Here is a 19,809-nt window from a genome sequence, read left to right on the forward strand (position 1 = left end):
GAGAGCGGCGCCGGTTCAGGTGCGAAGAGGTGTGGTGCAGGGGGACGACGCGGAGCTGACCACCGCGGTGCTTGCGGCACAGGCTGGGGACGAGACCGCTTTCCGGACTGTGTACCGCTCGGTGCACCCACGGCTGCTCGGGTACGTACGGACGCTGGTCGGCGATCCGGACGCCGAGGACGTGACGTCCGAGGCCTGGCTCCAGATCGCCCGTGACCTGGACCGGTTCAGCGGGGACGCGGACCGGTTCCGGGGCTGGGCCGCCCGGATCGCCCGCAACCGTGCCCTCGACCACATACGTATGCGTGGCCGCCGCCCGGCGATAGGCGGCGACGAGACCGAGCTGTCCGGCCGGGCCGCCGACTCCGACACGGCGGACGAGGCCATGGAGTCCCTGGCCACCGACAGCACCCTCTCCCTCATCGCCCGGCTGCCGCAGGACCAGGCCGAGGCCGTCGTCCTGCGGGTGGTCGTCGGCCTCGACGCCAAGACCGCCGCCGAGACCCTCGGCAAGCGCCCCGGAGCCGTACGTACGGCGGCGCACCGCGGTCTGAAACGGCTCGCGGAGTTGCTCGGGGCGGACCCGGACGCGACCGCCGCGCTCGACGCGCTGCCGCTCCAACGGGAACCGCACGGACGTGCGGTGACGTCGGCCGGTGTGACGCATACGCGTTCGCGGACGCAGAAGGACATGTGATGGCCGACGACGACCGGTACAGGTGGCTGGACCGCGCCACGGCGGAGCGTTTGCTGAGCGGGGAGTCACTGGAGGCCTCACTGGCGTCCGCGGGCCCCGAAGCCCGTGACCAGGCCGAGCGGCTCGCCAAGACACTGGACTCCCTCTCCGTGGACAGCCCGCCGAGCGGCGACGAACTACCGGGCGAGGCCGCCGCGTTGGCCGCGTTCCGCAAGGCCCGCCCGGTCGCGGACCTCACCACCGGCGCGCCCGTGACGAACCCGGGCCCGGACATCGGTCTCGTCCGGGTGGGAGGCGCCGGGCGCTTCGGTGCCTCCCGGCGACGCGGCGTCCGTCCGGCCCGCTGGGGCCGCCCCCTGCGGGCGGGGCTCGGTGCCGCGCTGGCCGCCGGAATGGTCGGCTCGGTCGCGATGGCCGCCGGTGCCGGGGTCCTCCCGAACCCGTTCCGGGGTGGCGACCCCGGACGCCCCGCCGCCACCGTGTCCGCCGGTGAGTCGTCCGGCTCCGTGCCCGACTCGCCCTCTCCGGACGGCGGCACCCGGGGCAGGAGCGTGCCGTCCCAGGGGCCCGACGTCACGACCGGGGGCTCCGGCGACCAGGGTTCCGCCGGCGGTGGCGGAGCCAAGGCCGGTCCGGGCGACGGGAAGCAGGGGTCGCGCTCCGACATGAGCCTGCCCGGCGACTGGCGCGGCGGACTCGCCTCGTCGTGCCGGGACATGCGCAGCGGCAAGAAGCTGGAGACGGAGCGCAGACGGGCCCTGGAGAAAGCGGCCAAGGGTGCCAAGAAGGTGCCGAAGTACTGCGAGAAGACCCTGAACCACGAGCCGGCCGGCCGCCCGAACCCCAACACCGGCACAGGCACAGGCACAGGCCCCGGCACCGGGCAAGGCGGGGGAGAGGTCGGTGCCGAGGGCGGCCAGAGCGGCGCCGGTGACGGCGGCGGAAACGGCCACGGCGACGGTGGCAACGGCCACGGCGACGGCGGAAACGGCCACGGCGGCGGGAACGGCCAGGGCAACGGCGACGGCCACGGCGGCGGCGGAAACGGTCACGGCAACGGCCAGGGGAACGGCCCCGGCACAGGTCACGGCGGCCGTGCCGTGTCGGGACCGGCGCCCGCCCCGACGTCCTTCACCGCCGTAGGCGCGGACAAACCCCGAGACGAACCGGCCCCGGCCCCCGGCCCGTCGTACGGCATCCTGCCGCTGCCGAAGACCGACTGAGCCCCGCACACCCCACCGGTCACGCCCCCCGCACCACCCCGGGAATGATCGCAGTGCACCCCCTCCGACCTGCGCGAACGCGTGCCGAAGATCTTTTCTCCGGCCGGGGTGTGACGTTTTCGGCCGTGCCGACGCAGTAGACAGTGAGCCGACTGGTCATCGGTTCCTCGCACAGAGCCGGGGTTCCCCCCGTACCTACGGCTCGTGCACCTGGCGCGGGCGGGACACGTTCCCCCGGTCCCGTCCGCGCCCCATATCACCACCACTCGCCGCCGGCGCCGGCTCACCAGTAGATGACGACCTTGTCGCCGGTGCTCACCTCGGCGAAGATCGCGGCGATCGCCGTCTCGTCCCGTACGTTCACACAGCCGTGCGAGGCACCGCCGTAGCCGCGGGCCGCGAAGTCGGCGGAGAAGTGCACCGCCTGGCCCCCGCTGAAGAACATCGCGTAGGGCATCGGGGAGTCGTAGAGCGTCGACACATGGTGCCGTGACTTCCAGTAGACGCTGAAGACGCCTTCCCGGGTCGGTGTGTACTGGCTGCCGAACCGCACGGACATCGTCGAGACGGTCCGGCCGTCGATCATCCAGCGCAGCGTCCGGCTCGTCTTGCTGATGCACAGCACCCGGCCCCTGAGACAGCGCGGGTCGGGATAGGCGGCCGGCTGCCCGCCCATCAGATACAGCTCCCACTGCCCCGGCTCGCGCGTCATCCGCAACAGCCGCTGCCAGGTGACGGTGTCGGTCTTACCCGTGCGCGGCAGCCCGCGCTTGCCCTGGAAGCCCTTGACGGCGCTCTCCGTCAGATCGTCGTACGACCCGGTCGGCCCGTCGAACAGCCAGGCGACCTGATGCAGCCGCGCCTGAAGCTCGCGCACATCACGCCCGCTGTCACCGCGCGACCAGAGAACGGGAGCGGGCGGCGCGGGAGCCGCTTTCTTCGGCGCAGGTGCCGGTACTGGTGTCGATTTCGGTGGCCGCGTCGGAGCCGGTGCTGGAGCCGGGATCGAAGCGCCTGTCCGGGCCGGCGCCGGATCGTCCCCGGTGCCGGGTTTGTCGTCGGCGGGCGGACGCGAGACCTGGATGTGCACCGGCGAACGCGCCTCACCGTCCGGATCGGTGGTCTGCACCGTGCAGCCGCCCACGACGAGAGCCGCGAGAACCGCGGAAATCACCTTTCGCATGTCCGTAGTACGCAAGCCGAACCCCCCGAAGCTCATCGTCCCTACCTCCCATCCGTCCATCCGTCCGTCCCTCGGTGCTTCCCCGCACATGACCCGGGACGAACTACGCGGCATTGTTGTGTGCGGCGACTGGCAACGTACGCGGAAGGACACACCATGACGCGTGAGTCCGAGTCGGGACTACCCGTCGAACCGGTGTACAGCCCCGACACGCTCGCGGACTGGGACCCGGCGCGGAAGCTGGGCGAGCCCGGCGAGTACCCCTTCACCCGGGGCGTGTACCCCACCATGTACACGGGCCGCCCCTGGACGATGCGCCAGTACGCCGGTTTCGGCACCGCCGTGGAGTCGAACGCGCGCTACCGGCAGCTGATCGCCCACGGCACGACGGGACTGTCCGTCGCGTTCGACCTGCCGACCCAGATGGGCCACGACAGCGACGCCCCGATCGCGCACGGCGAGGTCGGCAAGGTGGGCGTGGCGATCGACTCGGTCGACGACATGCGGGTGCTGTTCGACGGGATCCCGCTGGACAAGGTCTCGACGTCGATGACGATCAACGCCCCCGCCGCTCTCCTGCTGCTCATGTACCAGCTGGTCGGCGAGGAACAGGGCGTCCCGGCGGACCGCCTCACGGGCACGATCCAGAACGACGTACTGAAGGAGTACATCGCGCGGGGAACGTACATCTTCCCGCCGAAGCCCTCCCTGCGCCTGACCGCCGACATCTTCGCGTACTGCGGGGCCGAGATCCCGAGATGGAACACGATCTCGATCTCCGGCTACCACATGGCGGAGGCGGGTGCGAGCCCCGCACAGGAGATCGCGTTCACGCTCGCGGACGGCATCGAGTACGTCCGGACGGCCCTCGCGGCCGGTATGGACGTCGACGACTTCGCCCCGCGCCTGTCCTTCTTCTTCGTGGCCCGTACGACGATCCTGGAGGAGGTCGCCAAGTTCCGTGCGGCCAGGCGTATCTGGGCGCGGGTGATGAGGGACGAGTTCGGCGCGCGGAACCCCAGGTCGTGGATGCTGCGTTTCCACACGCAGACCGCCGGGGTGCAGCTGACGGCTCAGCAGCCCGAGGTGAATCTGGTCCGGGTGGCGGTCCAGGGCCTCGCGGCGGTGTTCGGCGGCACCCAGTCCCTGCACACCAACTCCTTCGACGAGGCGATCGCCCTGCCCACCGACAAGAGCGCCCGGCTGGCCCTGCGTACCCAGCAGGTCCTCGCCCACGAGACGGACGTCACGGCGACGGTGGACCCCTTCGCCGGTTCGTACGCCGTCGAGCGGATGACCGACGACGTGGAGGCGGCGGCGGTCGGCCTGATGCGGCGGGTGGAGGACCTCGGCGGCGCGGTGGCCGCGATCGAACACGGCTTCCAGAAGAGTGAGATCGAGCGCGTCGCCTATCGCATCGCCCAGGAGACGGACGCGGGCGAGCGGGTCGTGGTCGGCGTCAACCGCTTCCGTCTCGACACGGAGGAACCGTACGAGCCCCTCCGCGTGGACCCGGCGATCGAGACCCAGCAGACACAACGACTCAGCGCTCTCCGGGCGACCCGCGACCGGGAGAAGATCGACACGACCCTGACCGCCCTCCGGCAGGCGGCGGCAGGCACGGCCAACGTCCTGTACCCGATGAAGGACGCCCTGCGGGCCCGCGCGACGGTGGGGGAGGTGTGCGGGGCGTTGCGGGAGGTATGGGGGGTCTACGCTCCCACAGATGCCTTCTGACCTGGCGGCATGAAGGGAATCGAGGCATGATCCAGCTCTTCTTCTCGGCGACGCAGTACGCCGCCGCGACCGTCGTCGCCGCGATTCGTGCCGGGCTCTTCGGGCCGCGTGAGGATCACCGACGTGTCCTCGTGGTCAGTGACACCGCCCCGGTTCCCGAGGCCGGTACCCCGCTGGACCGGATGGCGGGCTTCGAGAGGCTGCGGTCCGAGTTCGACGAGGTGCGTTCCTGGAACGAGTTCGTCTTCCCGCACCACCCCAGCGCCTGGTCCCCGACCGCCCAGGACGCCCCGATGTGGGAGAAGGCCGTACGCCTGGCCTGGGACCTCGGTGACGAGCCCGTCGAGATCGCCTGCGAGTCCCTCCAGGCCAACCCCTCCCGCGCGGTCGCCGACATCTTCGCCGACAGCCCCATCCATGTGTACGCGGACGGCTTGATGAGCTACGGCCCCACCCGCAACCGCATCCCGCACGGCATGAGCACCCGCATCGACCGCGTCCTGCACCTCGACCTCGTACCGGGGCTCAAGCCGCTGCTGCTCGCCGAGTACGGCGTGCGGCCCGTCGCGATCCCGAACGAGCCGATCGTCGCCGTACTGAACGAGATGGGCGAGCAGGGCGCGGCCCTCCTCGGAGAGTGCGTGCCGGACCTGAACCGGCCCACCGCCGTGCTGCTCGGGCAGTACCTCTCCGCCCTCGGCCTCATCTCAGGGGAGGAAGAGGAGGAACTGCACGTACGGATGCTGTGCGCGGCGGCGAAGGCCGGCCACACCCACGTCCTGTTCAAGCCCCATCCCAGCGCCCCGGCCGCGTACGCGGGCACCCTGGAGAACGCCGCGAGGGAGCTGCACATGCACCTGACCGTGCTGCGCGAGCCGGTGCTGGCCGAGACGGTCTTCGCCCAGCTGAAGCCCGACCTGGTCATCGGCTGCTTCTCCACCGCCCTGATGACCGCCGCGGCCTTCCACGGCATCCCCGTCGCCCGCGTCGGCACCCGCACGCTCCTCGACCGCATCACCCCGTACGAGAACAGCAACCGGATCCCGCTCACCATCGTCGACGCGGCCCTCCCCGACGCCGAGGACGGGCCGTCGGACTTCATGTGCTCGCCGACCGATGCCGGTGTGGCCGAGCGGCTGACGCCGCTGGTGCGCGCGGTGGGGTACTGCATGCAGCCCCGCAAGCATCCGGAGCTGCGCGACGAGGTCGCCGCCTGGTTGAGCACCCGGTCTGCGGCGGACGCCCACTACTTCGAGCGCCGCCGCCTCACCGGTCTCCGCCTCTACCCGGCGCGGCCGGGTCAGACCTTGTGGAACCGGGCCGCCTGCACGGTCATCGCGCGCTTGAGCCGGGGCCCGAACGGCTTCTCGACCAGGCGGTGGATCGCATAGGCCAGGACGAGCATGCTCGTGATGGTCGCGGCCAGCGTCAGGTACGGGTCGAGGCCGAGGCCGCGGTGCAGCACCCGGACGAAGAACCAGCCCAGGTGCTCGTGGATCAGGTAGAAGGGGTACGTCAGGGCCCCGGCGACCGTCAGCCAGCGCCAGTTCATCCAGCTCAGCCAGCCCAGCGCCACCACGGCGACGGCCACGAAGGCGAGCAGCACGAGGAACTGGATGACATGCGGGTTGCGGTGGAAGTCGCCGGTCGCGCCGGGGTGCCACAGCTCGACCGTCGCGTAGCGCTGCCCGAGCAGGAACGAGGCGCCGACTATGCCCCAGGTCAGCAGGTCGCTGCCGAACTTGTGGATCAGGAAGAGCGCCAGGCCGCCGACGAAGTAGGGCGAGTACTCGGGCATCACGATCTGGTCCACGAGCGGGTCGTTGGTGACCCCCGCGATCCCGCTGGCGAGCGTCCACAGCAGGCAGAAGATCACCACGCTGCGGTAGTTGACGCCCTTCCAGACCACGAGCAGCGCGAACAGCGCGTAGAAGCGCACCTCGACCCAGAGCGTCCAGCACACACCGAGCACCCGCTTCACGCCCATGGGCTGCTGCAGCATGGTGAAGTTGACGAGGACCTCGTCGGTGCGCAGCGGGTGCACGACCACGGGCAGCAGATACGCGGCGACGGTGATGATGACGATCGCGACCCAGTACGCCGGGTAGAGACGGGCGATACGCGAGCGGAAGAAGTCGCCGACCGTACGGCCCCAGCTGCTCATGCAGATCACGAAGCCGCTGATGACGAAGAAGAACTGCACACCGAGGCAGCCGTACACCGCCGCCTGGGACAGGGTCGGGAACATCAGGCCCGGCGACTGGTTCCAGGACTCGGAGATCGTCCCGCCCCGGCCGGCGTAGTGGTAGAAGGCGACCATCAGCGCGGCGAGGAGCCGAAGCCCGTCCAGCGCGCGCAGGCGGCTACCGGCCCGCGCGGGAGTGGGCGCGGGGGGCACGGCCGGGCCGGCCGGTTCGGCGTCCGCACGCGCAGCCGGTGGCGATGCCGGATGCGGGGGTGCCATGGTCTGGTCGGCCGCGGTCATCGTGAAGCCTTTCGGGACAAGGACTGTGGGCAGCAGGGACCGGAGGGGTCAGAGGCAGCGCACGGCACCCGCACAGAAGTTGTACGGGTGAAGGATAGGACAGTGTATTGACCCCCGAGGCCGCACATGGGTTGCCCCCCGTTTCGCAAGGAAACGGGGGGCAACTGTCCTACGGTTCAGTCCGCTTCTACTTCTTCACGGTCTTGCCCAGGGCCCGCGCCCGGCGGGCGATGCGCCGCACGGTCGCGTTGCGCGGGATGAACGCCAGCTGCACGGGCACGGAACCCGGCAGGGCCAGTGCGGTCAGCCGGCGGCGCTTGAAGTAGCGCCAGGTGTGCGCGTCGAGCCGCGTGGAGAGGTACTTCTCCGCCTCCGGCCGCAGCTTGGGGTAGATCTTCGGTTGCATGGCGAACCCGACGGCCTTGACCAGCCCGGCCAGGTCCTCGTCCACCCGCCCCCGCGAGGGCATCGCCCACTTGGCCACCGCCGCGGCGTCCTCCAGGTCGGGCAGCAGCGCGTCGACGATGGTCAGGGGCACCCGGTTGCTGTTCTGGTAGGGCGCGAGCCGCTCCAGCAGGGTGTCCGTGCCGACCCGGGCGACCGGGATGCCGTACAGACCGGCCGCGGTGAGCAGCCCGGTGGAGAAGCAGCCGACGACGAGCGAGGGCCGGGTCTGCTGGAAGACCACCTCGGCGAGCACCGGCCGGTCCAGCACGGTGAGCTCGGCGCCGAGCTTCTTCGCCTCGTTCTCCAGGGTCTGCGACCAGTGCGCGGGCGCGACCGGGTGCGGCTTGAAGACGATCTTGCGGTGGCCGCGCGCCACGGCGCCCCGCATCATGCGCACGTGCAGCTCCTCCTCCTCTTCGGGAGTGAGGATGCTGAGCGCCGACAGGTACTGGCCGAGCAGCAGCGCGGGACCCTCGCCGGAGCCGGCCGCCGCGGTCGTCCCGCCCTTGACCCCCTCCTCGGCGGCCGCGGACTCCGCGAGCTCGCCGAGGACCTTGAGGAACGCCTCCGACGGCACCAGCTCGGGCTCCACCCCGAACTCGGTGAGCAGCAGCGGCTTGAGCCCGGGTACGAGATCGAGGTGCAGCAGCCGTCTGATGCCGGTGCCGACCAGTGGGTCGATCTTGTCGCGCGTGGGGCCGTAGCTCATCAGGCCGTCCGCGTAGACGTCGACGGGCGCGCCGTTGAACAGACGGCACAGCGCCAGCGAGGGATTGACCTGGACGGACTCGACGGCGAGCTCGACGTGGTCGTCACCGAGGTTCCACAGGAGCCGCAGATGACGCTCCCATATGGGGATGTCGTCGGCGCGCGGGCTCCAGCCGCTGGGGTGGAAGGGGTAGATGGCCTCGTTCCACGAGAGCACGTCGTCGAAACGCTCGCGGACCCGGTCGAAACCGGACATCTCGTCGAGACCGGGGGTGATCTCGGGGGCGGCGGTGTTGTTGGTGACCAACAACACCCTCCGGTCGGCCGGTTCGAACAGCCCGGCGTCCAGCGCGGCGGCCACCGTGGCGGCGCCGTACAGCGTGGACGCGACGAAGATCTGAGTGGTGCGCGCCATCAGCCGGCCACCTTCTCCGCGGCGACGGGCCTGCGCCGCACCCGGCGCAGCCGACCGGCGCGCGTGGCGTCCATGGAGTTGATCGCCTCCGTGAGGACGTCCTGCGGCATCCGCTTCAGGGCGGCTGAGCTCAGTGAGCGCAATTCTCGAGCCACGGCGGGTTCGAACCTCTCGATCGATCCGAGATGATGGGCCATGATCGCGCAGTACGTGCGCACTGCCTTGGGCAGCAGCCTATCGGCCTCGGCATCCCGGGCGGTCTCCTCGATCACCTGGTCGAAGGCGCGGATGAAGTCCAGTTGCCGGGTGTCACCGATCTGAGTGAGGGACGACGTGACCCCGCGCCGGTAGAAGACGCCGAGCAGTCCCACCACGGCGAACGTCTCCGCCTCCCGGTGCAGCTTCCAGATCCACGGCCGGTCCTCCGCCGTGCGCAGCCCGTCCCTGAAGTGCAGGACGCCGCGGTCGACGAGCCGGCGGTGATAGATGCCCGCCCAGGCATAGGCGTAGTCGACGGACGTGGTGCGGTCGGTCGGCAGAATCGCGTCCCGCGGAGACATCACCACCCCGCGCCGGCCATGCGGAACCCGGTGGATCGTGCGCGCCTTGCCGGTGCACTGCACATGATCCGTGCGGACGAAATCGCAGCCCAAGTCCTCAATAGAAGCGAGGAGTTGGGAGAAATAACCGGGCGCGAGCCAGTCGTCGCCGTCGAGGAACGTGAGGTATTCGCCACGCGCTTTGTCGATCCCGGTGTTGCGGGCGGTGGCCAGTCCTCCGTTCTTCTCGTGGCTGACCAGCACGGCGCCCGGCAGCTCGCGCTCTGCGCGCGCGAGGATGTCCGGAGTCTCGTCGCGCGAGCAGTCGTCGACGAGAATGAACTCGAAGTCCTCGCGCGCGTTGGCGCGGAGGCTCTTCAGAGTGTCGGGCGCGTATTGCTGCACGTTGTAGAACGGCACGATGACGGAGAGCTTGACCACGGGTCCAGGTTAGAGCCTCTCCGGAGCTCGTACTTTACCCGGGGTTAGAGGTGCGGCGAACTGCATGTGTCGGCCCGGTGAATCAAGGGGGTTTCTGCATGTATGGCGCCCCGAATCAAGCGGCGTCGATCTTTTGTTAACCCTTTGTTGCCTCGGGATTGGGCGGAAGCACCCCATGTCGGCTTAAGGTCTTGGGCGTGCCAGCCAGTACCTCGAGCCCCATGAGGGTCGCCGTTCTCGCCGATTCCGACACTCGGTGGAAATGGGGTGCACTCACCGCCAGTCGTATTTCTCCTGATAATTCAGACATTCTCCTCGACGGCTACCTCCTTCGAGGCAGAGCCACCCCAACGGCCCGCCAGCTCCAGGAGGTCGGCGTCACCGCGGACTCGCTGCGCGAGGTGACCGCCCTGGAGTTCCTGCGGGCCATGGAGCAGGAGGAGCCGTACGACATCCTCGTACTCGCCCTGGTCGGCGGCGGTGTGCAGGCGATGCTGCACGGCCTGGCGAAGGTGTGGGACGACACGGCCCTGCGTCCCGTCGTCGTCACCGGCTACGTGGGCGTCGTCTACGAGAAGCTCACCGACGGACTGCTGCTGCGCCACGGCGCGGACCTGGTCCTCGCCAACTCCCGCCAGGACGCCGACCGCTTCAAGGCCGTATACGACGGGGTCGGTGCCGATTCGTCCTCTGTGACCGAAGTCGCACTCCCCTTCCTGGGCGGTACGACGTACACAGGTGAGCATGGTCACCCCTACACGGTGGTGTTCGCCGCCCAGCCCTCCGTCCCGGAGAGCCGCAAGGACCGTACGTATCTGCTGGACCGCCTCGTGCAGCACGCGAAGCTGCACCCCGAGCGCGAGGTGCTGCTCAAGCTGCGCTCCAAGCCCGGCGAGCACACCACGCACATCGAGGAACTCCCGTACCAGAAACTGGCCCAGCGCGCCGACCTTCCGCCGAACTTCAAGCTCGTCTACGGGCACATGGGCGAGGTCCTGGACCGTACGGACCTGCTGGTCACCATCAGTTCCACGGCGGCCCTGGAGTCCCTGCACCGCAGCATCCCGACCGTCGTGCTGAGCGACCTGGGAGTGCGCGAGTCGCTCGGCAACCACCACTTCGTGGGCTCCGGCTGCCTCGCCTCCTGGGCGCAGTTGGACGAGGGTCACCAGCCCGTTCCCGACCCGGAGTGGGTGGCGCGTCAAGGTGTCGCCGCTGATGGCTCGTACGAGACGGCCTTCGACGCGGCACGCGACAGGATCGACCGTCTTCTGGGATCCTCGAAGCTTCCGCCCCTGGCTCCGTACTACACGCCGATGACGGCTCCCGGATATTTGCCGGGTATTCTCGCTCGGCACCACCTCGGCCCCGACGGCGTTCCGCTGCCCGGAGCGCCGGCCGCCGACAAGGAGCCGGGAGCGGTGCGGCAGATCGTGCGTCGCGCGGCCCGCGGCGCCTACCGGCACGGCGTGCAGCGCGTCGCGCCCGTGATCCGGCGGATGGGGGAGCTGTGACCCACCGGATCCCCCGTCAGACACGCGAAGAGCGTCAAGGAGTGCAGGCAATGTCCAACCCGGAAGCGGGCCGAGCGACCGCGCGGCCCCGCGTGCTCGCGGTCATCCCCGCCAGAGGCGGCTCCAAGGGCGTCCCCGCGAAGAACCTGCTGCCCGTCGGCGGGGTCCCGCTGGTCGCCCGCGCGGTGCGCGAGTGCCTCGCCGCCAAGCTGGTCACGGACGTCGTCGTCTCCACCGACGACCAGGCGATCGGTGCCGCCGCCCGCCAGGCCGGCGCCGAGGTCGTCCTGCGGCCCGCCGCCATCGCCGGTGACACGGCGACCTCCGAGGCCGCGGTCCTGCACGCCATGGACGCCCACGAGGCGCTGCACGGCGTCAAGGTCGACGTCGTCCTGCTCGTGCAGTGCACCAGCCCGTTCATCGTCCGCGAGGACGTCGACGGCGTCGTCAACGCGGTCGTGCACAACGGCGCGGACAGCGCGCTGACCGTCGCCCCCTTCCACGGCTTCATCTGGCGCGACGCCGCCGACGACCCGCAGGCGGTGCCCGGCGAGCGCACCGAGGTCGAGGGCGGCACCGGCAGCGTGGCCACCGAGACGGTGACCGTCGGCGGCGGCTATGGCGTAAATCACGACAAGTCCTTCCGGCCCCGCCGCCAGGACCGTCCCCAGGACCTCCTGGAGACCGGCGCCGTCTACGCCATGAACGCGGCGGGCTTCCGCAAGTCGAACCACCGTTTCTTCGGTCACACCGAACCCGTGCGCACCGACCCGGCCCGTGTGCTGGAGATCGACGACCCGCACGACCTCGCCCGCGCCCGGGCCCTCGCGACGCTCTTCGACGCGAACCGCCCCGGCGCCCTCCCGACCGCCGACGACATCGACGCGGTCGTACTCGACTTCGACGGCACCCAGACCGACGACAGGGTGCTGATCGACTCCGAGGGACGGGAGTTCGTCTCCGTGCACCGCGGCGACGGACTCGGCATCGCGGCGCTGCGCAAGAGCAGCCTCAAGTTGCTGATCCTGTCCTCGGAACAGAACCCGGTCGTCGCCGCCCGCGCACGGAAGCTACAGCTGCCCGTGCTGCACGGCATCGACCGGAAAGACCTCGCGCTGAAGCAGTGGTGCGAGGAGCAGGGCATCGCGCCGGAGCGCGTGCTCTACGTCGGCAACGACGTCAACGACCTCCCGTGCTTCGCCCTCGTGGGCTGGCCCGTGGCGGTCGCGAGCGCCCACGACGTTGTGCGCGGCGCCGCACGCGCGGTCACCACCGTTCCCGGCGGCGACGGCGCGATCCGAGAGATCGCCAGCTGGATCCTCGGCCCCTCTCTCGACCCCCTCAACAAGAAGTAAGGAACCCCCGGAATGACCTCCACCCGCTTGCGCTCGTTCGGCTCGAAGACCGCCGGCCCCGGCCAGCCCGTGTACATCTGCGGCGAGATCGGCATCAACCACAACGGTGAGCTGGAGAACGCCTTCAAGCTGATCGACGTGGCCGCCGAAGCCGGCTGTGACGCGGTCAAGTTCCAGAAGCGCACCCCGGAGATCTGCACCCCGCGCGACCAGTGGGACATCGAGCGCGACACCCCCTGGGGCCGCATGACCTACATCGACTACCGCCACCGTGTGGAGTTCGGTGAGGACGACTACCGCGCCATCGACGAGCACTGCAAGAAGCGCGGCATCGACTGGTTCGCCTCCCCGTGGGACACCGAGGCCGTCGCGTTCCTCGAGAAGTTCGACGTCCCGGCCCACAAGGTCGCCTCCGCGTCCCTCACGGACGACGAGCTGCTCGTCGCCCTGCGCAAGACCGGCCGTACGGTCATCCTGTCGACGGGTATGTCCACCCCGAAGCAGATCCGTCACGCGGTCGAGGTGCTCGGCAGCGACAACATCCTGCTCTGCCACGCGACGTCGACCTACCCGGCGAAGGCCGAGGAGCTCAACCTCCGCGTGATCAACACCCTGGAGAAGGAGTACCCGAACGTCCCGATCGGCTACTCCGGCCACGAGACGGGCCTGCAGACCACGCTGGCCGCGGTCGCCCTCGGCGCCACCTTCGTCGAGCGTCACATCACCCTCGACCGCGCGATGTGGGGCTCCGACCAGGCCGCCTCCGTCGAGCCGCAGGGCCTGACCCGCCTCGTCCGTGACATCCGTACCATCTCCGAGTCCCTCGGCGACGGCGTCAAGAAGGTCTACGAGTCCGAGATCGGCCCCATGAAGAAGCTCCGTCGAGTCTCCGGCGTCATCGCCGACGCGGAGGTCGCGGCTGCGGCGGGCGAGCCCGTCACCGCCTGATCCACACCACTCAGCGGCTTCACCGGCGCCAGCCGGTGACCACTCCGTCCACGCGGATCCCCCAATCCGTACTCACGGAAGCGACGGTCGTACGTCGATGAGCCCACGCGCCGGTACCACCGGCCCCCAAACTCTCGCCTTCGTCGAGAGCCCGGTCCAGCTTCTCAACGTGCTGGAATGGGCGCACGTGCATGCGCACGCGCCCAGCCCGGAGGGGGCCGGCGGTCCGGCGCCGGCTGTTTCCACCCGTAAAAAAGGCAAAGCCTCCGGCAGGGTCCGGGTCCCCGGACAGGCCACGCGCCGCTGGCGCAGGGGCCAGAACCGGCCGGAGATCCACCGGGAGCCCGTCGGCGACGGAGGACTGACCCTGGTGGTTCTCTCCCCGGTCGACCCGATGACCCGGGGCCAGCTGCGCCGCATGGCCGAACTCGCCCGCGAGGAGGGCCACGAGGTCCGCTGGGAGGACGCGCGGGACGGTACGTCGGCGCCCTTCCGCACGATCGGCGGCCTCGCCCCCCTGCTGCGCAGGACGCGGCGGATCGTGATGGGGGACCCGTTCTCCCGTTACGTACAGGTACTTCTCAACATCACCAAGGCCCGCGATCTCGTCGTGGTCGACGACGGCACCGCGACCATGGAGTTCGTCTCCCAACTGGCGCGCGGTGAACGCCTGGTGCGCTGGCACCGCAAGTCCCGGCGCCCCGGCGCACGGGACCTGCTGTTCATCCCCGTCTCCTCGAAGGCCCGCCGTCGGCTGACCCCGGGCGGCAGGCGCCGGGTCGAGATCTTCTCCTCGATGCCGATCGAGGACACCCCCAAAGGCGTCGAGGTCACGTACAACGACTTCGCCTGGACCCGCTCCCGCTTCGGCCCCCCGCACATCGCCGAGGGCGCGGACATGGTCGGTACGTCCCTGGTCGAGACGGGCGTGGTCGACGCCGACCGCTACCGCGAGGCCGTCCGCACCCTGGCCAAGGCCCACGGGGTGACGCGCTACTTCGCCCACCGCCGCGAAAGCCCCGAGAAACTCCACGACCTGGCGTCCTGCACGGGCCTGGAGGTGGTCCGCCCGGACCTCCCCCTGGAACTGATCGCCCGCCGCGGCCCCATCGGCCGGACGATCCTCAGCTTCCCGTCGACGGTCGTGCACACCCTCCCCCTGGCCCTGGCGGGCACGGACGTCAAGGTCGCGGTCTGCGACATCGACCCGGCCTGGCTGACCGCGAACGCGTCACCGAGGGCCCAGGGCTTCCTGTCGGGCGTCACGGGCTCGGCCCGCGACGTGGAACGGGTGTCGACGGACTCACCCCGCCCCACAAAGGAAGCAAAGGCAACGGGCTGACGCTCGCCCTGCATCTTTCCTGTGCATTTCCATCGTTCCTGTGCATCTCCAGCCCGTCCGGCGTTTGAGGACGAGGCCCGTTCAGGGCCGTAGGGGGGTCTGGGGGCACAGCCCCCAGGAACGGGATGGGACGGGTAGGGGCGGCGGGGGCGAGAAACACCCGGCCACTACACCGGCTTGCGGGCCAGAACATACGCGCGCCGCCGCTGCTCCCCCTCATACGGTTCCCGGATCGTTTGCGCGTGCGTAGTCAGACCTGCCTTGGTCAGGAGTTCCGTCACCCTGTCCGGGCTGTGGAACCAGTAGTCCAGGGACATCTCGTGGCCGAAGCGCTCCGTCAGGTGCAGATGCAGCTCTTCGTCGTCAAGGTCCGTCTGGAAGCCGAGCAGGACATGGCCGCCCGGGGCCAGGACGCGCTGGAACTCCGCGAACACCGTCGGCAGATCGCTGTCCGGGATGTGGATGATCGAGTACAGCGCCAGGATTCCGCCCAGGGTCTCGTCCGGGAGATCCAGCGCTGTCATCGAGCCGACGTGAAAGCGGAGGCCCGGGTGGGCCCGGCGGGCCAGCGCCACCATGCGCGGGGACAGGTCCACCCCGAACACCGGTACGCCCAGGGCGTGCAGCCGCGCGGTCACATGGCCGGGGCCGGAACCGATGTCGGCGACGGGCTCGGAGCCCCGGGCCCGCACCAGCTCGGCGAAGGCGGCGACGAGCGCACGGTCCAGCGGAAGGTCCGCCAGGTGGTCCGCGTATCGCTCTGTGTAGTCGGCGGCCATCGCGTCGTAGGACGCGCGGGTGGCGTCGAGGAAATCCGGTGCGCTCGGTGCGTCCGGGGGGAGTAAGGCCTGTGTGGAGTCCTGGTTCTGGGCGGTCACGTGGGTGCACGTTACCCGGGCGCCGGGCGGGGGCGGAGGCCGTTCTCGTCGACGACGGCGAGTGTTCACGCCCCTGACCGTGACCGTTTCGGTGGGTGGACAGTTCGGTCGAGGCGGTGGACCGCGTGGCATCGTGGACGAAGGTAGACAGGAGTGGCTGCCGGGAAAGGGCCCGGAGTCTACCCATCCAAGTTCGCGAGTATGCCTCCGGCGATCAGTTTTTCTTCCTCTGACAGGTTGAAATTTTGTTGATCCTGGTCAGCTGACCGCCAGGGCGTCCTACCCTTCAGAGGGTGAACCAATTGATGTCCCGAGAGTCCGAGGCCGACCTCCCCGCGGAAGCACTGCTTCCCGGCGCGCTGCCGGAGGCACTGCGCGCCGAACTCGTCGCGTTCCGGCGCGACCTGCACATGCACCCGGAGCTCGGCAACCAGGAGTTCCGCACCACCGCCGCGATCAAGGCACGGCTCGAGAAGGCCGGCCTCGAGCCGCGTGTGCTCACCACCGGAACCGGGTTGATCTGTGACATCGGCGACATCGAAGCCGACCCCGAGGGCCAGGGAGACGGCACCCCCGTGCCCGTCCTCGCCCTGCGCGCCGACATCGACGCCCTCCCCATCCCGGACACGAAGAGTGACTGCGCGTACCGCTCGACCGTGCCCGGCCACGCCCACGCCTGCGGCCACGACGTGCACACGACCGTCGTCCTCGGCGCCGGCCTCGTCCTCGCCGACCTGCACCGCCAAGGCCTGCTGCCGCGCCCGGTGCGGCTGCTGTTCCAGCCCGCCGAGGAGGTCCTGCCCGGCGGCGCCGCCGACGCGATCGAGTGCGGCGCGCTCGACGGGGTCGGCCGGATCATCGCCGTGCACTGCGACCCGAAGGTCGACGCCGGGAGGATCGGGCTGCGCCACGGCCCCATCACCTCCGCCTGCGACCGGCTGGACATCTCCCTCGACGGCGCCGGCGGCCACACCGCGCGCCCCCACCTCACCACCGACCTGGTCACCGCCGCCGCCCGGGTCGCCACCGACCTGCCCGCGCTCGTCGCCCGCCGCGTCGACGCCCGCAGCGGGCTCTCGGTGACCTGGGGCCGGATCGAGTCCGGTCACGCCTGCAACGTGATCCCGCAGCACGCCGAGCTCTCCGGGACCGTACGGTGCCTCGACCTCGAGACCTGGCACCAGGCCCCCGACCTCGTCCACGCGGCCGTCGACGAGATCGCCACCCTGTACGGGGCCAAGTCCGAGATCACCTATGTGCGCGGGGTGCCGCCCGTCGTCAACGACGCCGACGTCACCGAACTGCTGCGCGACGCGATGACCGCCCGGCTCGGCGCCCACTCCGTCGAGGACACCCCGCAGAGCCTCGGCGGCGAGGACTTCTCCTGGTACCTGGAGCACGTCCCCGGCGCGATGGCCCGGCTCGGCGTGCGCAGGCCGGGGGATCGCGGGGTGCGCGATCTGCACCAGGGCGACTTCGACGCCGACGAGTACGCGATCACGGTCGGCGTGGAGATGTTCACGGCCGCCGCGTTGATCGACGCCCAGGAGCGGAAGGCGTAGGACGGTCCGGGAGGTCCCCTTCTACACAGAAGTGAGAACGGCCTCAGGCCATCCAGAAGAACACCGCCGTCATCCGCTTCTCCTCCAGCGTCGTCCCGAAGTACCCGGTCGCGCTGTGTACGAGGTTGGCGTTGTAGAGGAGCAGGCGGTTGTACCTGTGCGGGACGCGTACGTCCTCCTCGAAGGCGTCCGGTGCCACGAACCGCGTGCCCAGCGCCTCCACGAGGTTGTTGTGCGGGGCCTGGACCGTGTTGCCGCCGAGACGCCCGCCGGGCAGGGACTGGCGGTAGAAGCTGGTCCCGCAGTCCTTGGGGACACCCGGGTTGAGGTAGAGCACGGCCGCGTACCGGCACAGAGCCCGTGAGTCCGTGTGCGGCCGGGGCGTGCTCTCGCCCTCGCCGACCACCTGGACGCAGTTGTGGTTGAGGGTGCCGCCGCCGGGGGCCTGCTGCACCCAGAGTTCCTTCGCACCGGTCGCCTGCCTCACCACCCGCTCGATCCGCCCCAGCTCGGCGGGCTCGAGACCCGGCATGGCCCGCAGTCCGGGCCAGCTCTCCGAGGTGTAGGGGTGGCCCTCGATCCAGTCGTCCTTGGCGAGACACCGCTCGCGTACGGTGTCCACGCCGGGCAGGACGTCGTCGAGGACCCAGTAGTCGCGGCCCTTGGTGGGCTTGCGGTAGGGCAGCACCGGGAGCGCGGGGCGGGCAGCGGCGACCCAGGGGGGAGACGGTGGCTGTGGGGGCATGGGTGAGAAGCTAGGACGGACCTGGTTTTGTCTTTGTCTGTACTCCGTCAAATTTTGCCCGACTTCGGTCAATCTTCGGTCAGTGGGCGTCGCTCCCGGGGTGTCTCCGCAGGTCGGGTTCGGCATGCTGGAGCGGGCGGCGGCTGCTCAGGGACCCGCTCCGCCGATCGGCGCAACCTGGTTGTAAGCCAATCGTGCGCCATCGGAAATCATCGACCGGGGAGCCGTAAGGACACGAGTTCAGAGGGTGTTTGCCTCGAATCGATAACGGCTTACCCACGGGTTATTTTCTGACATCTACGCGCGTTACGATGCCGCGAAGCCGACGCCACTGGGGCGTCCGGGCCCGAGCACTGGCATGGTGCTCACATGAAGCGCCGACATGGCGCTCAGGTCAGGTGAAGGAGCCCCCCGTGCGCCGGGTAGCCAAGCTTTCCGCTGCGTGTATCGCGACCGCAGCTCTCGCAATGACTGCCACTGCCTGTGGCAGCACCTCCTCCGAGAAGGACAGCTCGTCCTCGTCCTCGTCGTCGGACGGCGCCAAGGGCGACCTCAAGATCGGCCTCGCCTACGACGTCGGCGGCCGTGGTGACCGCTCCTTCAACGACTCCGCCGCCCGCGGCGCCGACAAGGCCGAGGCGGAGTTCGGCGGCTCCATCAAGGAACTGACCGCCAAGAGCACCGACACCGAGGCCGACCGCGAGCAGCGCCTGACCGACCTCGCCGACGCCGGCTACAACCCGATCGTCGCCATCGGCTTCTCCTACGCCACCTCGGTCGACAAGGTCGCCGCCAAGTACCCGAAGGTCAACTTCGGCCTCATCGACGCGGTCGCGACCGCCAAGAACGTCGACAGCATCACCTTCACCGAGGAGCAGGGTTCCTACCTGGCCGGTGTCGCTGCGGCGCTGAAGACCAAGAAGAACTACGTCGGCTTCATCGGCGGTGTGGACACCCCGCTGATCAAGAAGTTCGAGGCGGGCTACGTCCAGGGCGTCAAGGACACCAACCCCAAGGTCAAGGTCGACGTCCAGTACCTGACCCACGGCTCGGACTTCTCCGGTTTCGCCAGCCCCGACAAGGGCAAGGAGGCCGCGTCCGGCCAGCTCGACAAGGGCGCCGACGTGATCTACTCGGCGGCCGGCTCCTCCGGCACCGGCTCGATCGAGGCCATCTCCGGCGTCAAGGGCGCCTGGGCCATCGGCGTGGACTCGGACCAGTACAACATCAAGGGTCTGAGCAAGTACAAGGAGTCGATCCTCACCTCGATGGTCAAGAACGTCGACGTCGGCGTCTACGACTTCATCAAGTCCGTCCACGACGGCAAGCCGCTGACCGGCAACCAGGCGTACTCGCTCGCCAAGGGCGGTGTCGGCCTGGCCACCAGCGGTGGCTTCATCGACGACATCAAGACGCAGCTGGACGAAGCGAAGAAGAAGATCGTCGACGGCACCATCACGGTCAAGACCACCCCGTGACCTGACGGTTCCCGAGGGAACCAGGCTCGGCGGGAGGGGGCGGGTCCGCCCCCCTCGCCGGGCCATAACAATGTGTCAACTCTACGCGTGTAGCATGGAGTTGCCGCGCTAG

16 protein-coding genes are annotated in these 19,809 nt (G+C 69.9%); 10 read left to right on the forward strand and 6 right to left on the reverse strand.

All coding sequences use genetic code 11. The features are described from left to right. Nucleotides 1-34: 34 nt before the first annotated feature. Nucleotides 35-697 (forward strand): RNA polymerase sigma factor, encoded by a 663-nt coding sequence (locus PV396_RS33390; RefSeq protein WP_319211375.1) that lies wholly within the window; start codon nt 35-37, stop codon nt 695-697. Then, a complete protein-coding gene (locus PV396_RS33395) occupies nt 697-1,920 on the forward strand; it encodes a hypothetical protein (RefSeq protein WP_319211057.1) in 1,224 nt (407 codons plus the stop codon). The genes PV396_RS33390 and PV396_RS33395 overlap by 1 nt, the downstream gene beginning before the upstream one ends. A gap of 283 nt (nt 1,921-2,203) precedes the next feature. Here PV396_RS33395 and PV396_RS33400 read toward each other — a convergent pair whose 3' ends face one another. Further along, entirely contained in the window at nt 2,204-3,103 is a 900-nt protein-coding gene (locus PV396_RS33400; RefSeq protein ID WP_319211059.1) for a L,D-transpeptidase family protein, read from the reverse strand. 156 nt (nt 3,104-3,259) lie between these two features. On the opposite strand from PV396_RS33400, the gene PV396_RS33405 reads away from it, so the two are divergent. Together PV396_RS33405 and PV396_RS33410 are read left to right on the forward strand one after the other, a co-directional pair. Continuing rightward, nucleotides 3,260-4,840 (forward strand): methylmalonyl-CoA mutase, encoded by a 1,581-nt coding sequence (locus PV396_RS33405; protein ID WP_319211060.1) that lies wholly within the window; start codon nt 3,260-3,262, stop codon nt 4,838-4,840. Nucleotides 4,841-4,866: 26 nt separating this feature from the next. Continuing rightward, entirely contained in the window at nt 4,867-6,231 is a 1,365-nt protein-coding gene (locus tag PV396_RS33410) for a polysialyltransferase family glycosyltransferase (RefSeq protein ID WP_319211062.1), read from the forward strand. On the opposite strand, the gene PV396_RS33415 is transcribed toward PV396_RS33410, so the two are convergent. The 3 genes from PV396_RS33415 to PV396_RS33425 all read right to left on the reverse strand — a co-directional run bounded on the left by PV396_RS33415 (nt 6,141) and on the right by PV396_RS33425 (nt 9,875). Next, nucleotides 6,141-7,325, reverse strand: a complete 1,185-nt coding sequence (locus tag PV396_RS33415; RefSeq protein WP_319211064.1) for an acyltransferase — start codon at nt 7,323-7,325, stop codon at nt 6,141-6,143. The genes PV396_RS33410 and PV396_RS33415 overlap by 91 nt on opposite strands. Nucleotides 7,326-7,512: 187 nt before the next feature. After that, nucleotides 7,513-8,895, reverse strand: a complete 1,383-nt coding sequence (locus PV396_RS33420; RefSeq protein WP_319211066.1) for a polysialyltransferase family glycosyltransferase — start codon at nt 8,893-8,895, stop codon at nt 7,513-7,515. Further along, complete coding sequence (locus PV396_RS33425; RefSeq protein ID WP_319211068.1) at nt 8,895-9,875, reverse strand: glycosyltransferase family 2 protein; 981 nt, start codon at nt 9,873-9,875, stop codon at nt 8,895-8,897. Before PV396_RS33425 ends, PV396_RS33420 begins: the two co-directional genes overlap by 1 nt. Before the next feature lie 221 nt (nt 9,876-10,096). Between PV396_RS33425 and PV396_RS33430 the strand changes: the two genes are divergently transcribed. The 4 genes from PV396_RS33430 (at nt 10,097) to PV396_RS33445 (ending at nt 15,034) form a co-directional block, all read left to right on the forward strand. After that, on the forward strand, nt 10,097-11,389 hold the full coding sequence (locus PV396_RS33430) for a DUF6716 putative glycosyltransferase (protein WP_416071519.1): 1,293 nt from the start codon (nt 10,097-10,099) through the stop codon (nt 11,387-11,389). Between the two features lie 50 nt (nt 11,390-11,439). Beyond that, complete coding sequence (locus tag PV396_RS33435; protein WP_319211071.1) at nt 11,440-12,744, forward strand: acylneuraminate cytidylyltransferase; 1,305 nt, start codon at nt 11,440-11,442, stop codon at nt 12,742-12,744. A gap of 12 nt (nt 12,745-12,756) precedes the next feature. Then, nucleotides 12,757-13,692, forward strand: coding sequence for an N-acetylneuraminate synthase family protein (locus tag PV396_RS33440; RefSeq protein WP_319211072.1), 936 nt, complete (start codon nt 12,757-12,759; stop codon nt 13,690-13,692). 97 nt (nt 13,693-13,789) lie between these two features. Then, nucleotides 13,790-15,034 (forward strand): hypothetical protein, encoded by a 1,245-nt coding sequence (locus PV396_RS33445; RefSeq protein WP_319211074.1) that lies wholly within the window; start codon nt 13,790-13,792, stop codon nt 15,032-15,034. 167 nt (nt 15,035-15,201) lie between these two features. Here the strand turns inward: PV396_RS33445 and PV396_RS33450 are convergent, their stop codons facing one another. Then, the gene (locus PV396_RS33450) at nt 15,202-15,912 is read right to left on the reverse strand and encodes a class I SAM-dependent DNA methyltransferase (protein WP_416071520.1); all 711 of its coding nucleotides are present in this window, start codon (nt 15,910-15,912) and stop codon (nt 15,202-15,204) included. A gap of 305 nt (nt 15,913-16,217) precedes the next feature. Here PV396_RS33450 and PV396_RS33455 point away from each other — a divergent pair, with 305 nt between their 5' ends. After that, nucleotides 16,218-17,474 (forward strand): amidohydrolase, encoded by a 1,257-nt coding sequence (locus PV396_RS33455; RefSeq protein WP_319211076.1) that lies wholly within the window; start codon nt 16,218-16,220, stop codon nt 17,472-17,474. Between the two features lie 43 nt (nt 17,475-17,517). Here the strand turns inward: PV396_RS33455 and PV396_RS33460 are convergent, their stop codons facing one another. Beyond that, the gene (locus PV396_RS33460; RefSeq protein ID WP_319211078.1) at nt 17,518-18,219 is read right to left on the reverse strand and encodes a DUF6445 family protein; all 702 of its coding nucleotides are present in this window, start codon (nt 18,217-18,219) and stop codon (nt 17,518-17,520) included. Nucleotides 18,220-18,632: 413 nt separating this feature from the next. Between PV396_RS33460 and PV396_RS33465 the strand changes: the two genes are divergently transcribed. After that, nucleotides 18,633-19,697 (forward strand): BMP family ABC transporter substrate-binding protein, encoded by a 1,065-nt coding sequence (locus tag PV396_RS33465; RefSeq protein ID WP_319211080.1) that lies wholly within the window; start codon nt 18,633-18,635, stop codon nt 19,695-19,697. Nucleotides 19,698-19,809: the final 112 nt, after the last annotated feature.

It is taken from the genome of Streptomyces sp. ME02-8801-2C (genome assembly GCF_033793965.1).
Taxonomy (GTDB): Bacteria; Actinomycetota; Actinomycetes; order Streptomycetales; family Streptomycetaceae; genus Streptomyces.

What these genes read in the sequence shown, in the direction of transcription:
- PV396_RS33395 (WP_319211057.1), top strand. Translation starts at nt 697, where the DNA reads ATGGCCGACGACGACCGGTACAGGTGGCTGGACCGCGCCACGGCGGAG.
- PV396_RS33440 (WP_319211072.1), top strand. Translation starts at nt 12,757, where the DNA reads ATGACCTCCACCCGCTTGCGCTCGTTCGGCTCGAAGACCGCCGGCCCC.
- PV396_RS33435 (WP_319211071.1), top strand. Translation starts at nt 11,440, where the DNA reads ATGTCCAACCCGGAAGCGGGCCGAGCGACCGCGCGGCCCCGCGTGCTC.
- PV396_RS33410 (WP_319211062.1), top strand. Translation starts at nt 4,867, where the DNA reads ATGATCCAGCTCTTCTTCTCGGCGACGCAGTACGCCGCCGCGACCGTC.
- PV396_RS33400 (WP_319211059.1), bottom strand. Translation starts at nt 3,103, where the DNA reads ATGCGAAAGGTGATTTCCGCGGTTCTCGCGGCTCTCGTCGTGGGCGGC.
- PV396_RS33415 (WP_319211064.1), bottom strand. Translation starts at nt 7,325, where the DNA reads ATGACCGCGGCCGACCAGACCATGGCACCCCCGCATCCGGCATCGCCA.
- PV396_RS33405 (WP_319211060.1), top strand. Translation starts at nt 3,260, where the DNA reads ATGACGCGTGAGTCCGAGTCGGGACTACCCGTCGAACCGGTGTACAGC.
- PV396_RS33445 (WP_319211074.1), top strand. Translation starts at nt 13,790, where the DNA reads ATGAGCCCACGCGCCGGTACCACCGGCCCCCAAACTCTCGCCTTCGTC.
- PV396_RS33420 (WP_319211066.1), bottom strand. Translation starts at nt 8,895, where the DNA reads ATGGCGCGCACCACTCAGATCTTCGTCGCGTCCACGCTGTACGGCGCC.
- PV396_RS33430 (WP_416071519.1), top strand. Translation starts at nt 10,097, where the DNA reads ATGAGGGTCGCCGTTCTCGCCGATTCCGACACTCGGTGGAAATGGGGT.
- PV396_RS33460 (WP_319211078.1), bottom strand. Translation starts at nt 18,219, where the DNA reads ATGCCCCCACAGCCACCGTCTCCCCCCTGGGTCGCCGCTGCCCGCCCC.
- PV396_RS33455 (WP_319211076.1), top strand. Translation starts at nt 16,218, where the DNA reads ATGTCCCGAGAGTCCGAGGCCGACCTCCCCGCGGAAGCACTGCTTCCC.